This window comes from Arcanobacterium phocae, from assembly GCF_900105865.1.
GTDB lineage: Bacteria > Actinomycetota > Actinomycetes > Actinomycetales > Actinomycetaceae > Arcanobacterium > Arcanobacterium phocae.
Map to the genome: position 1 here is coordinate 317,040 of NZ_LT629804.1, position 12,707 is coordinate 329,746.

At 49.8% G+C, this 12,707-nt stretch carries 11 protein-coding genes; 4 read left to right on the plus strand and 7 right to left on the minus strand.

The genetic code is table 11. From position 1 onward, the window contains the following. Positions 1-26: 26 nt before the first annotated feature. Positions 27-449 (plus strand): DUF3806 domain-containing protein, encoded by a 423-nt coding sequence (locus tag BLT51_RS01375; protein WP_091278987.1) that lies wholly within the window; start codon positions 27-29, stop codon positions 447-449. Here the strand turns inward: BLT51_RS01375 and BLT51_RS01380 are convergent. From BLT51_RS01380 to dnaK, 5 genes are all read right to left on the minus strand, one after another. Next, positions 406-966 (minus strand): NUDIX hydrolase, encoded by a 561-nt coding sequence (locus tag BLT51_RS01380; protein WP_091278990.1) that lies wholly within the window; start codon positions 964-966, stop codon positions 406-408. The genes BLT51_RS01375 and BLT51_RS01380 overlap by 44 nt on opposite strands. After that, positions 963-1,637, minus strand: a complete 675-nt coding sequence (locus tag BLT51_RS09380) for a heat shock protein transcriptional repressor HspR (RefSeq protein ID WP_091278993.1) — start codon at positions 1,635-1,637, stop codon at positions 963-965. Before BLT51_RS09380 ends, BLT51_RS01380 begins: the two co-directional genes overlap by 4 nt. A 57-nt stretch (positions 1,638-1,694) precedes the next feature. Further along, on the minus strand, positions 1,695-2,693 hold the full coding sequence (locus tag BLT51_RS01390; protein WP_091282470.1) for a DnaJ C-terminal domain-containing protein: 999 nt from the start codon (positions 2,691-2,693) through the stop codon (positions 1,695-1,697). A gap of 43 nt (positions 2,694-2,736) precedes the next feature. Then, the gene (grpE, locus tag BLT51_RS01395) at positions 2,737-3,357 is read right to left on the minus strand and encodes a nucleotide exchange factor GrpE (protein WP_091278995.1); all 621 of its coding nucleotides are present in this window, start codon (positions 3,355-3,357) and stop codon (positions 2,737-2,739) included. Between the two features lie 75 nt (positions 3,358-3,432). Beyond that, complete coding sequence (dnaK, locus tag BLT51_RS01400; protein WP_091278997.1) at positions 3,433-5,283, minus strand: molecular chaperone DnaK; 1,851 nt, start codon at positions 5,281-5,283, stop codon at positions 3,433-3,435. Between the two features lie 320 nt (positions 5,284-5,603). On the opposite strand from dnaK, the gene BLT51_RS01405 reads away from it, so the two are divergent. Next, positions 5,604-7,700: a prolyl oligopeptidase family serine peptidase gene (locus BLT51_RS01405; RefSeq protein WP_091279000.1), complete on the plus strand. Its 2,097-nt coding sequence runs from the start codon at positions 5,604-5,606 to the stop codon at positions 7,698-7,700. Between the two features lie 151 nt (positions 7,701-7,851). Here BLT51_RS01405 and BLT51_RS01410 read toward each other — a convergent pair whose 3' ends face one another. Both BLT51_RS01410 and BLT51_RS01415 read right to left on the minus strand, forming a co-directional pair. Beyond that, complete coding sequence (locus BLT51_RS01410) at positions 7,852-8,283, minus strand: cupin domain-containing protein (RefSeq protein ID WP_091279002.1); 432 nt, start codon at positions 8,281-8,283, stop codon at positions 7,852-7,854. Positions 8,284-8,367: 84 nt separating this feature from the next. After that, the gene (locus tag BLT51_RS01415) at positions 8,368-9,684 is read right to left on the minus strand and encodes an MFS transporter (RefSeq protein ID WP_197672581.1); all 1,317 of its coding nucleotides are present in this window, start codon (positions 9,682-9,684) and stop codon (positions 8,368-8,370) included. A 77-nt stretch (positions 9,685-9,761) separates the two neighbouring features. On the opposite strand from BLT51_RS01415, the gene BLT51_RS01420 reads away from it, so the two are divergent. Together BLT51_RS01420 and BLT51_RS01425 are read left to right on the plus strand one after the other, a co-directional pair. Further along, entirely contained in the window at positions 9,762-11,087 is a 1,326-nt protein-coding gene (locus BLT51_RS01420) for a DUF4921 family protein (protein WP_091279007.1), read from the plus strand. Positions 11,088-11,388: 301 nt separating this feature from the next. Then, on the plus strand, positions 11,389-12,681 hold the full coding sequence (locus BLT51_RS01425) for an ABC transporter substrate-binding protein (RefSeq protein ID WP_091279012.1): 1,293 nt from the start codon (positions 11,389-11,391) through the stop codon (positions 12,679-12,681). Positions 12,682-12,707 lie beyond the last annotated feature (26 nt).

Consider the following 12,707-nt stretch of genomic DNA (forward strand, 5'->3'; position numbering starts at 1 on the left):
GTAACTACGCAATTAAACTGTAGATCATGACGAGTTTACATGTACGCCAACTGTCCGAATCTGAAGTCAGCCAAATAACTACAAACATTGATATAGCAACGAACCAGAATTTAACTGACTCGGTTGAAAGTATTGACTTAGCTGCAAGAAATCTACGCCAAGCCCAACCTGCAGACCTCGAATCGCAACTCCAAGTTCTCGGAGCGGCGCTTGGAGCAATTATTTCCGCCCAGACTCAGATGCAATGGGCGGCAGTTACTGACGGAATTGAATCAGCAATTGTTCTGATTGGAACCGTTGGTGAAAACACCGTGGTTGTCTACCCGTTCGACGTCGTCGAAAGACGATGGAACCTCGACGAACCGAAGGTGTTCACGCAGTACGTCAGCGATGTCCTCGACTCTATTAGAGTGAGCCAAAACGCTGCGGAATCTCCAGAATCCGAGTAACATCCCACGGCTCGTTAAAACTAGTCTTTACCAGTAGCCGATCAATAATTTGAGCGGTGAATCCCCAGATCATGAGTTCCCCGACGGCGAAACCTGGACCAGTACGTTCGGCTCGTTGCCAGGTTCCACGATTGAGAGGACTAGCAAGGTCAGTCAGAGTTATCCAGTGAGCACTTGATACTTCATTAACGCTGAGCTTTAACGGGTACGGAGCCGATTCAATTGAGTCGTACGTGAGACGGCCGATAACCGGGACGACGACGTGACCCGTTCGGGGAGCAACCGTCTTCTGCATCGTCCCCAATACGTCAACGTATTGAGGGTCTATTCCTACTTCCTCCCACGTTTCTCGCAAGGCTGTTTCTTCTGGCGTTTCGTGACTGTCACGACCGCCACCCGGCAAACTTATCTGCCCAGCGTGGGTTCGCATTTTTGGTGCACGCACGGTAACTAAAAGAGAAGGGTTATCACCGGGACCGCTCAGTAAGGCCAGCACCGCCGCGTTAAACGGGGTCACGGTAGGATCTCGCTAACGTCAAGAATTCCATTAGCATCTATTGTTTTATTCTCGGCTTCGCGACGCGAAGTAACAAGGTTTGCTTGCCTATGTCCGAGCCGCTCTAACATATGTTGCTCGAGTAGTTCCATGAGCCAGTCTAGTTGCTGCGGGCTAGGAACAACTGCGCTTGATTGGTTGTGAATATCAGGGCTCGTTGCAGTTTGTGAACTGCGGTTTCGTTCGTCTTCCCGAACAGCGCGCAGGGTACGACGCAGAGATTCAATTGATCCAGATGCCTCGACTTTGCCAGATGAATTAACAGCTATGACACGCTCTTTGCGTTCGCGTTGGTTACGCATATGTTCTTGCATTGCCACATGTTCATTGCGTAAATCGATAAGTTGCTGTTCAATAACGGATTTCGCTCGGGACATTTTTGCGAGTTCGTCACGCAGCTCAAATATTCGAGCAATGCCAGCTAGGTTAATGCCTTCTTCTTGGGAAAGACGTTGTATCTCTGTTAACCGATCTACATCATGTAGCGAATACCGGCGTCCGCCTCCGCGCGTTCTTTTGGCAACAACAAGTCCTAACCGATCGTACTGTCTTACTGTCTGAGCATGCATTCCTGCTAATTCAGCAGCTACCGATACTGTAAAAATCGGAGCACTATTGGAAACTTTCGACATTGTGCCACCTCCTTTATTGAATGTTACCCGCCGGGCGTACCGACGGGTAACTAGACATTAAACATGCGCCATCTTATCGAATTCAGCACGCGGATCAGCATTGCCCATTTCACGGCGATACTGCTCGATGGCCTGGCGCGCAGATTCTGGAATATCTTCTGGTACTACAATACTCAAGTGAACGTACATGTCTCCGATAGAGCCATTTGCTCCTTTCAGACCTTTGCCACGGACTCGCATCTTTTTCCCAGATGAGGAGCCCGCTGGGATTTTAACTTTGACCGAGTCGCCATCGAGAACTGGAACGTCGATCACGGCTCCAAGAACTGCTTCGTCGAATCCAATCGGAACATTGACATGAACATCATGCCCGCGCAATTCATACACCGGATGTTTTTCGACGGTTACCGTGACGAGTAAATCACCGTTTTCTCCACCGTTACTTCCGGGATTTCCCTTGCCTTTTAATCGAACTTTCTGCCCGGTTGCCACGCCTTTAGGAATCTTTGCAGTGACTGGCTTGCCATTAACGTTAAGCGTGATCGTAGCACCGTCAACTGCTTGCCGGAAGGTCATTGTGGCGGAGGCTTTCACGTCACTTCCGCGTGATGGACGCCGGCCGAAGCCGCCAAATCCGCTAAAACCACCTTGACCTTGTGACTGCGGAGCACCTTGCCCGAACATATTCTTCAGTATGTCATCTAGTCCAGGCGTGTCCCCCATCGAACTGTATTGTGCGCGGCTTGGACCGCCCTGATTGAAAACGCCAGAGAAAATGTCTTCAAAACCGCCACTACCACCTGGTGTGAAGCGGGCACCGCCAGACATCGACCGGATTGCATCGTATTGCTTACGTTCTTGTTCATCCTTCAGAACACCATAAGCTTCCGAAATGTCTTTGAATTTCGCTTCAGCAGCAGTATCTCCCGGGTTACGATCCGGATGATATTTACGCGCTAGTTTACGGTAAGCGCTTTTAATTTCTTCCGCCGACGCGTTCTTTGATATCCCAAGGGATGCATAGAAGTCTTTGTTCATCCAATCTTGACTTGCCACAATCTTCACCTCCTAAATTTTTAAGTCCCTTTTAAATATTGTTTCACTCAGGTTTGATTACGCCGACTCGCGCGGGACGAATAACGCGATCGCCAATCTTGTAACCTGGTTGAATAAGTTGGGCAACTTGTTCCTCAGAAACTTCAGAAGATGTTGTTGCCATAAGAGCTTCATGAAGGTTTGGATCGAAAATGTCACCTTCTGAACCGAAGCGTTCCAGCTTCACGTTGGTGCGTAAGGTACCTTCAAGCTTCTCCATAATCGCACCAGTTGGACCTTCAAGATCGTCATGTTGGCGAGCTAGCGCAATATCATCAAGGACTGGCAGTAAAAGATCGATTACTTTGTTGATTCCAGATTCGTACTGCACAAGCCCGTCGGCCTTAGACCGCTTCACGTAGCCGTTATATTCTTGGCGTAGGTTGTATAAATCTGCGTTACGACGTGCCAGCTGTTCCTCTAGTTCAGCAACTTTTAACAAAGCTTGATCAGTTTCTGAAATCTCTGGCTCACCATCGTCGACAGAACTTGCTCCAGTCTCCGATTCCTTCGCAGCCTCTGGATCTACCGGCGCAGTATCAGCATGTTGATTGGCTTCTACCGGCTTTTCTGGTTCCGGATTATTTTCTGGCTCTGGGGTGGTGTTCATTGGTTCATCTACCATGATCTTTCCTCTCTCTCAACGCTAAATGTGACAGCCGGGGGCCGCGGAAATACTCGCGGCCCCCGGACTTAGTTATCACTTAGAGTCGTTATCATCTACGATCTCAGCGTCAATAACATCGTCATCAGCCTGTGGCTCCTGGCCTTCGCCAGCACCAGCAGCTTGCTCCGCTTGGGCCTTAGCGTAGAGAGCTTCACCGATCTTTTGCGCCTTGGTGTTGAGCTCTTCAGACGCAGTCTTAATAGCTTCAACGTCTTCACCCTTAAGTGCTTCATTCAGAGAGTCAACCGCCGCGCGAACCTCAGTTGTAATCGAATCATCGAGCTTATCCTCGTTATCCTTCAGGACAGACTCGATGCTGTAAACTTGCTGTTCTGCAGTGTTACGGACGTCTGCTTCTTCCTTACGCTTAGCATCTTCTGCAGCATGCTCTTCAGCTTCCTTGACCATTCGGTCAATATCTTCCTTAGAGAGTGCCGATCCACCGGTGATGGTAACGGACTGTTCCTTACCAGTGCCAAGATCCTTAGCAGAGACGTGGACAATACCGTTGGCATCGATATCGAAAGTAACATCGATCTGTGGACGACCACGTGGAGCTGGAGCAATTCCACCTAATTCGAAGGTACCGAGCAACTTGTTGTCCCGTGCGAACGGGCGCTCACCTTGGTAGACCTGAATAAGAACGGAAGGCTGGTTATCTTCCGCTGTGGAGAATACCTGCGAACTCTTGGTTGGAATAGCCGTGTTGCGCTCAATCATTGTTGCCATGCGGCCACCAAGGGTCTCAATGCCGAGAGACAATGGCGTGACGTCAATGAGGAGAACATCTGTACGATCACCGGAAAGCACGCCGGCCTGGAGAGCTGCACCAACAGCTACGACCTCATCTGGGTTGACACCTTTGTTTGGCTCCTTGCCGCCAGTAAGCTCCTTAACCACTTCGGTCACAGCTGGCATACGAGTTGAACCGCCAACGAGTACAACGTGGTCAATTTCAGAAATCTTAACTTCTGCATCCTCGATAACCTTCTTGAATGGTGACTTAGTACGCTCAAGAAGGTCCTTAGTCATTTCCTCGAAAGCAGCGCGGGTGAGGCGTTCATCAAGATGAAGTGGCCCGTTCTCAGACATAGACAAGTACTGCAAGTTGATGTTCGTAGAGGTCGCCGAAGAAAGTTCCTTCTTCGCCTGTTCAGCAGCTTCTTTCAAGCGCTGCAAAGCAACCTTATCCTTAGATAGATCAACACCGTGATTGTTCTTTACCTGGGTAACGAGCCAATCAATGATGCGCTGGTCCCAATCGTCACCGCCGAGCTTGTTATCACCAGAAGTTGCTCGAACCTGAATGGTTGAGAAACCGTCTTCATCCTTCCCAACTTCGAGGAGCGAAACATCGAATGTACCGCCACCCAAGTCGAATACGAGGATGAGTTCGTCCTCTTTGCCCTTTTCTAAACCATAGGCAAGAGCTGCCGCAGTTGGTTCGTTAACAATTCGCTGAACATTCAAACCAGCAATCTGGCCAGCATCCTTTGTTGCTTGCCGCTGAGCATCGTTGAAGTATGCCGGAACAGTGATGACTGCATCAGTTACGGTGTCACCGAGATATGCCTCAGCGTCTTTCTTCAACTTCTGCAGAATAAATGCAGAAATTTGCTGTGGAGTGTACTTCTTGTCATCGATGTCCACTGTCCAGTCCTCACCCATGTGACGCTTCACAGAGGAAATGGTTCGCTCAACGTTGTTTACTGCCTGACGCTTAGCGATTTCGCCGACCAGAACTTCGCCTGTCTTAGAAAATCCGACGACGGACGGTGTGGTACGCATACCTTCAGCATTAGCAATAACTGTTGGTTCGCCACCTTCCAGAACGGTAACTACTGAGTTTGTGGTTCCCAAGTCAATACCAACTGCACGTGCCATGGAATTGCCTCCTTCTATGTGGCGCTTTGCGCCGTTAAAACTTCTACCTCTCAAGTGTGCACTAGTTTTGAACTTATGTCCAGTCCACTAATTCATTCTTGAGTCCGTCTAGCTCAACTTCATTTTTACTCATTTTATTCCCCACTATAATTTTTTCTAGGATTTACGCCGTCGTCGAGCGAGTTTTTACCGAACATGAGTACCGACGACGCAGCCATACACATTGTCGAATGCCACAAATCATTGGCTCAGCTAAGGTGACCTGAAAGTATGTGGGAGCCGACAGGTAGAATCACAGTATCCAACCAGGGAGGAAACAGATGACAAGCCACCTAGACCTAGAAGACACTGATCCGTACATACATCTAGAGAACCTCTCAGATGAAAATATGGCCTGGGCTAACAATTTTTCAGACCAAACTCTTTCACGATTTGGCGGCGCAGGATTTATCGAGCGCCAGCAACAACTAGATGAGATTTTGTCAGCGAAAGATCACCTTATAGTCGCAAGTAAGCGTGGCGACTACGCATACAATTTTTATATTGATGGCGATCACCCTCGTGGGTTGTGGCGCCGAACTTCGTTCGATTCTTATATTGCTTATGTTTCCCCTGAGACAGAACCTGACTGGGAGATTTTGCTTGATATAGACGCCTTATGTGAAGAAGAAAATACATCCTGGGTTTTTGGCGGGGCGCAACTTCTTTTCCCTACCTACGATCGTGCTCTCATTTCCTTGCACCCTGGCGGCTCCGACACCAACGTGGTGCGCGAATTCGATTTGCCAAGTAAAACATTTGTCACTGAAGACCACGCTTTTATTAAGCCTAATTCGAAGGGCTCTATGAGCTGGGTTGATCGAGATACGGTTGTGATTAGTGCTGATTTTGGCCCTAACAGTCTTACCGCATCTGGTTATCCACTTTCGGTCCGGCTATGGTCTCGCGGGCAGAAGCTAGCACAAGCACCCGAATTTATTCGTGGTGAATATGATGACGTGATCGTGGGAGCCTACTATGATCACACACCTGGCTATGAGAAGCTTGTGGCACGTCGAGCAACAGATTTCCGAACTGACCGCTTATGGGATGTTGATATTGATTCTGTTCGGCAAGCAGACGCACAGCCTTTACTGCGGGAGTTCAACTTGCCCGGATCGGCAATAGTAAGCACATTGCGGGACTGGGCCATAGCCGAACTACGCTATCCGTGGGAGCTCGATGGAATCACCTATTCAGCTGGTTCTCTCCTTGCTATTCCAAGCTCCGCGGCGCTTAGTAAACCAACGAGTAATGACATAACAGTTCTCTATCAGCCATCTGAGTCATCCTCACTTTTGTCTATAGCTCCGGTAGCTAGCGGCATTGTTTTCACCAGTCTCGATAATGTTGTGCAACGATTCTGGTTCGCATCTTGTACGGATAGCAGCTGGAATGTGGTTGAACTTCATCCAGACATTCCACAGTACTCAACAGTCAATATCGCAGCTGTCGATTCACAAACATCTGATGACGTCTGGGTTACCGCATCTGGATTCTTAGAACCAACAACGCTCTTCCACGGGACAGTCACCGAGCGCGGGCTTTCACTAACTCGGCTACGCCAAGCACCACACCGTTTTAACAACGCGGGTCTCATCGTTGCACAACGATGGGCTACCTCCAATGACGGCACTAAAATTCCATACTTCGTTGTTGGCCCCCAAAAAGCGATAGAAGGCAACCAGCCAACTCGTACTTTGCTTGATGGATACGGCGGGTTTGAGGTTTCTCGGTTACCGTCATATATCTCTACCTATGGCAAAATGTGGCTAGAAAAAGGCTATGTTTACGCTCTGTCTAATATTCGCGGTGGCGGTGAATTCGGTCCACGCTGGCATCAGGCTGCGTTGCGAGAAAACCGGCATAAAGCTTATGAGGATCACGCAGCTGTTGCTACAGACTTAGTTCAAGCTGGGATTACTACAGTTCCGCAACTGGCAGCTACTGGTGGCTCCAACGGCGGCATGTTGATGGGAAATATGTACACCACATACCCGGAACGCTTCGGAGCAATTGTTTGCCGTGTACCGCTGCTGGACATGAAGCGTTTTTCGCATCTCCTGGCAGGTGCCTCATGGATGGAAGAATACGGAAATCCAGATACGTCCGATTGGGATTATCTCAAGGCATACTCGCCTTATCACAACGTCCGAAGTGGCCCGTATCCGCCTATTCTTATTACAACATCAACTCGTGATGACCGAGTTCATCCAGGCCACGCCCGTAAGTTCTACCAGAAACTTCGCGATGCCGGATTCGAGGCCTACTATCACGAAAATACTGAAGGTGGTCATGCTGGAGCGGCTGATATCAAGCAAACAGCGCTAGTCATGGCACTGATTTTTTCGTATCTCGATTCTGTGCTCGCCGAATAGTTCTGCCAGCGCCAAGTAATCCCGCGAACACCAGATAACTTCGCACACGCAAGATAACTTCACGAGTGACGTATATCTGACCCGCAAGCTACCACAGACAAAAAGAGGCTGAGGTTAGATCTTCATCTAACCTCAGCCTCTACCTGACCACTCAGTCCTCGTTCGGATCTGCTTCTGCGTCAGCCTTGGTCTTGTGGACTGTTCCAGCAACATGATCTGGGCCAGCATAAATCGTGTACAACTTCAACGGTGTATCGCCAGTATTGGTGACGTTATGCCACATATCTGCCGGCACGAAGATTGCATCGTCATCGCCAACTTCCACTTCGAAATTCAGATTGTCCTCGGCAGGACCCATCTGACACAAACCCTTTCCAGATTCGATTCGTAAGAACTGCTCGATACCGTGATGGACCTCCAGACCGATGCATTCACCAACTGGAATCTCCATAACAGTTAGCTGGAGCTTGCCTCCGGTCCACATCGTTGTGCGGAAGGTCGTATTTTCTAGTGTGGCTTCCTCAATGTTAACAACATAAGGAGTCTTACCCTTGTCATCAAACTGGCCAGCATATTCAACCATAGCTAATCCTTTCAAAGATGGCACCACCGTGGTACTTCAACAACATTTCTCTTGTTGTTACCAAGCCTAGCCCAGATTTGATACTTAAATCTGCGAATCCAGCGCAGTTTCATGATCGGCAGAATCGAAGAAAATCCACGCCAAACCGGCAATGATGAGGACGCTTCCACCAACCACATATGCCGCCACGTAGCCAGAATAATCGATAATGAGTCCCGCAATAATCGGCCCCAAGATTGTGCCAAAATCGTTGAACTGCTGAAAAAATGACACCACACGTCCACCTTGCCGGTCTCCCACCACATCAGCGATTGCTCCCTGTTGCGCCGGCTGGATAAAACCAGCTCCCAGTCCGCCGAAGAAGCACAGTAGCAAAAATGAAACAGTCGAAGCTGAAAAGCCTAGCGCGATCGTAAAAACACCAGACACAAATAATCCGACAAGGAGCACAATTCGCCTGCCATAGGAATCCGTCCAGTGCCCAGCACGCAACAAGGCCACAACATTTCCGAGCGCAAAAGTAGTCATCGCACCACCAGCAAGCCACTGTCCGGCCGGCAACCATGACGGACCCACCACGATAGTACCTGCCAGTAGCGGCACTACTGCCACGCGCATGCCCATATTTGCCCAGCCTTGCACAAATGTTGTCAGCAGTACTAACGGAAAACGGGGATTTTGGAATGCTTCGTTCACGCTCATAACCGAGCGTTTATTAGCGCTATCCGACTTAGCCAATACCGACACCTGTTCCGCCGGATTTTCCAGTGGCAGGTGAGCGTCTTCTGTAACTCTTTTCAGCCACATATTTCGCAATTTACGACGGCGGTGTCCATCTGCTGGAATCTCGTAAGCCACGATCGCGATCGAAATCAGAAGCATGACAGCATAGATTAAGAACGGCCACCGGTATCCTAGCGGCGCAATCACCGCGCCAAGCGCAGGACCAGCGATATTGCCGATCAGATATCCGCCGCCGAATGCAGCTGAGGCTCGACCACGTGCGTGTGGCGGTGCCAGCTGAATAATCAATGACATCGCCGCTACTGAGAACATGATCGAGCCGAAACCGCCCATCCCGCGCAACACCAGCAAATGCCAATATTGCTGAGACACTGAGCTAGCAGCCGAAGACAGCGCAACAATGAAAATGCCTAGGAGGTACATTCGGCGTTCACCGAGCCGGCCAGATAACCGCCCAGCTGCCGGAGCAAAAATGAGTCGGGTAAAAGCGAAGGCAGAGACGACCAACGTCGCCAACGTCGTCGAAACCCCGAATTGAATCGCGAAACGCGGTAAAACCGGAGCTACAATTCCATACCCTAAAGAAATAACAACCGAGGCTGCCACTATCACCCAAATTTCGCGCGGCAACCGCACTTTCTCCTCTTGTTTACTCACAAAACAAGGTCTATCAGGCATGCATCCAAAAATAAAGCTGTAGCCACGTGCCCTCACACACGTATAGACTTAGGAGCATGGTTGACACGTATTCATTCCCCCCACCCATCACCAAAATGGCAGATGGCACTATTAAACAAATCAACCCATTTTCTGGCACTGAGGTGTGGACAATTCCGGGACGAGCCAATCGTCCAATCGAAATAACCCATACGGATGTGCGCCCGATTGACCCGAATCGGCTTGGTCACACCTGTGCTTTTTGCACCCAGCGCATTCTCGAAACACCGCCAGAAAAGTCACGTATTGTTCGCAAAGGTAACGACGCCGTGGTGTATCGCGGCACCGACGTCGATATGCTCACCCGCGAGTGGGAGTTTCGGCGGATTCCTAATTTGTTTGAGATTCTTTCGTTTGATTATTGGGCGAAGAATTATGACTATCGGCTTCCGGCTGCGGCGCGTGGTCGCTTGGAGGCATATATGGCAGATCCGGCGGGGCGGTCTCATGTGATGAAGGTGTTGCGGATGAAGTTACGTAACACTCATACTGAGGAAGAGTTCGCGGCGCTGACGGAACAAGATATTGTGCAACTGGCACATCCGTTGTTTGGCGGTGGGCACGATCTGATTGTGGCGCGGCGTCATTTTGTTCCCGATGCCACCGATACCTCTCAACTAGCTTCGGCAGGCACGCTCACCCCGCAAGAACACGAGTGGTTTATTCGCCTCACTGTTGATGCGATGCAGGACTTGTATAAGCAAAATCGCTATGTTCGGTATGTTCAGGTATTCCAGAACTGGTTGAAACCGGCGGGTGCGTCGTTCGATCATCTTCATAAGCAGCTGGTTGCTATCGATCAGCGTTCTGTTAATGGAAAGCTTGAAGTTGAGCGGGTTCGGCAGAATCCGAATCTGTACAATGAAGCGGCTGTTGATTATGCGGGTTACCATAATTTGGTTTTGGCGGAGAATAAGCATGCGGTTGCTATTGCCGGATTTGGTCATCGTTACCCAACGCTGGAAGTGTGGTCCAAGTCGGCCGCTTCGCAGCCGTGGGAGCATTCCGACGACGAACGCCGTGCGATGAGTGATCTCGTCCACGCCATGCATGCAGCAACTGGCACTTCGGTGCCAACGAATGAAGAATGGCATTGCAAGCCGATCGATGCAGACGTGAATATGCCGTGGAAGGTTCTTATTAAATGGCGGGTTTCCACGTTGGCTGGCTTTGAAGGCGGTACGAAGATTTATGTCAACACGATTGATCCGTGGGCATTGCGGGACCGGGTTGTGCCACGTCTTTTGGAGCTTCGTGCCGAGGGAGCAATCGCTCAAAATATTTCGATTGCGTCCGAATGCAGCTTGGAGCCCAATTCGCTGAAATACAATCCGAATCTGTGAGACAGCTGAACGCTTAGGCATTTACTTACCTTTGGCTATCTGAGGTGTGCCGGCACAATTTGTGCCGGCACACCTCATTTTGTCTCTGTAAATTCTGGGACATTCGTTCGTTTTATATCGATAATACGTCTTCCCCATTTCCGCTTTTCAATGTGTCAATCGGGTGATAAACTGGACTTACTTTACCGGTTTAGTTGTGATATGAGATACATAAAGATCTATCAAATCTCACATAACGACTAAAAGGTAATCGGCATTTCAATGAAGAACCGCCACTGAGACACATATAAGGAGAACATCGATGAAGATCCGTTCCGCTTCCATCGGCTTCCTAGCCGCAACTGCACTTCTGCTTAGCGCCTGCACCGGCGGCAGTGCAACCAGCGACTCTAAGGACAACGCTGGGGAAGATAAAGCAACCGGCGAAATCACATTCCAGACGTGGTCACTCAAGAATGATAAATTCACCCCGTACTTCGAAAAACTTGTTGCTGACTTCGAGAAAGCTAACCCAGGAGCCAAGGTCAAGTGGATCGACCAGCCAGGCGACGGCTACGAAGACAAGGTCCTCCAGCAAGCCGAATCTGGTGAGCTTCCAGACGTCATCAACCTTCCACCAGAATATGCTTATGCACTCGCATCCGTCGATCAGCTCATGGATCTCAAGAAAGAATCTAAGGTTATCGACGAATACGTTCCTGGCGGTGTGGAGGCCTACACCTTTGATGGTGTTGAAGGCTCATTCGGTTTCCCATGGTATCTAGGAACCGAACTTAACTACTGGAACACCGAGCTCCTTCAAAAGGCCGGCGTTTCCGAAGCACCAAAGACCTATAAAGAATTGTGGTCCGTGGCAGAGAAGCTAGGCCAAGACGGCATTCAGACTATTTCCGATCTTCCTAGCCCGAAGGGCCTTCAGATCATGGTGTCGGACGCCGGCGGCAAGCTCGACATTATTAAGGACGGAAAGTTCGCGTTCAACACTCCAGAGGCTGAGGAAATCGTCAACACCTATATTGACCTTTACAAGAAGGGCGCTATCTCCCCGGAAGCTCTCCAAAACGCCGGAACTGCGAACGCAAACGTCAACAACTTCAACAAGGGCACCGCAGCTTGGACTACTGCTGGACCAAACTACATCGATAAGGACGTTGCTGTTAATGCCCCAACCTTACTGCCAAACATGAAGGTAACAGCTGGCTTTGGCAACCCACCATTGTTCGTTCAGGGTATCTCGGTTGCTAAGAACTCCAAGAACCCAGAACTTGCTCTAAAGTTCGCTGAATTCGTTACCAACACTGAGAACCAGATCGAGTTCGTTAAGCTCGCTGTTGGCTTCTTCCCCGGCACAGTTGCAGCAAATGCAGATCCATCAACCTTCGCTATTGAAGCTGAGCACGAACAGCAGAAGGTCGCTACCGATCTCGCTGCCAAGCAGATGGACAAGGCAAAGATGACCGGCGATCCAAAGTTCACCACCGAAATGGAAACATACGCGAAGCAGCAAATCGCCCTGGCAGTCAAGGGTGAGATTACCGCTAAGGAAGCCCTCGATAAGGCTGTTGAGCATGCTCAGCAGGCTATCGAGAAGTGATAATTAACGCCTAGGATGAAGGGGAC

What these genes read in the sequence shown, in the direction of transcription:
- BLT51_RS01405 (WP_091279000.1), top strand. Translation starts at nt 5,604, where the DNA reads ATGACAAGCCACCTAGACCTAGAAGACACTGATCCGTACATACATCTA.
- dnaK (WP_091278997.1), bottom strand. Translation starts at nt 5,283, where the DNA reads ATGGCACGTGCAGTTGGTATTGACTTGGGAACCACAAACTCAGTAGTT.
- BLT51_RS09380 (WP_091278993.1), bottom strand. Translation starts at nt 1,637, where the DNA reads ATGTCGAAAGTTTCCAATAGTGCTCCGATTTTTACAGTATCGGTAGCT.
- grpE (WP_091278995.1), bottom strand. Translation starts at nt 3,357, where the DNA reads ATGGTAGATGAACCAATGAACACCACCCCAGAGCCAGAAAATAATCCG.
- BLT51_RS01375 (WP_091278987.1), top strand. Translation starts at nt 27, where the DNA reads ATGACGAGTTTACATGTACGCCAACTGTCCGAATCTGAAGTCAGCCAA.
- BLT51_RS01420 (WP_091279007.1), top strand. Translation starts at nt 9,762, where the DNA reads ATGGTTGACACGTATTCATTCCCCCCACCCATCACCAAAATGGCAGAT.
- BLT51_RS01425 (WP_091279012.1), top strand. Translation starts at nt 11,389, where the DNA reads ATGAAGATCCGTTCCGCTTCCATCGGCTTCCTAGCCGCAACTGCACTT.
- BLT51_RS01410 (WP_091279002.1), bottom strand. Translation starts at nt 8,283, where the DNA reads ATGGTTGAATATGCTGGCCAGTTTGATGACAAGGGTAAGACTCCTTAT.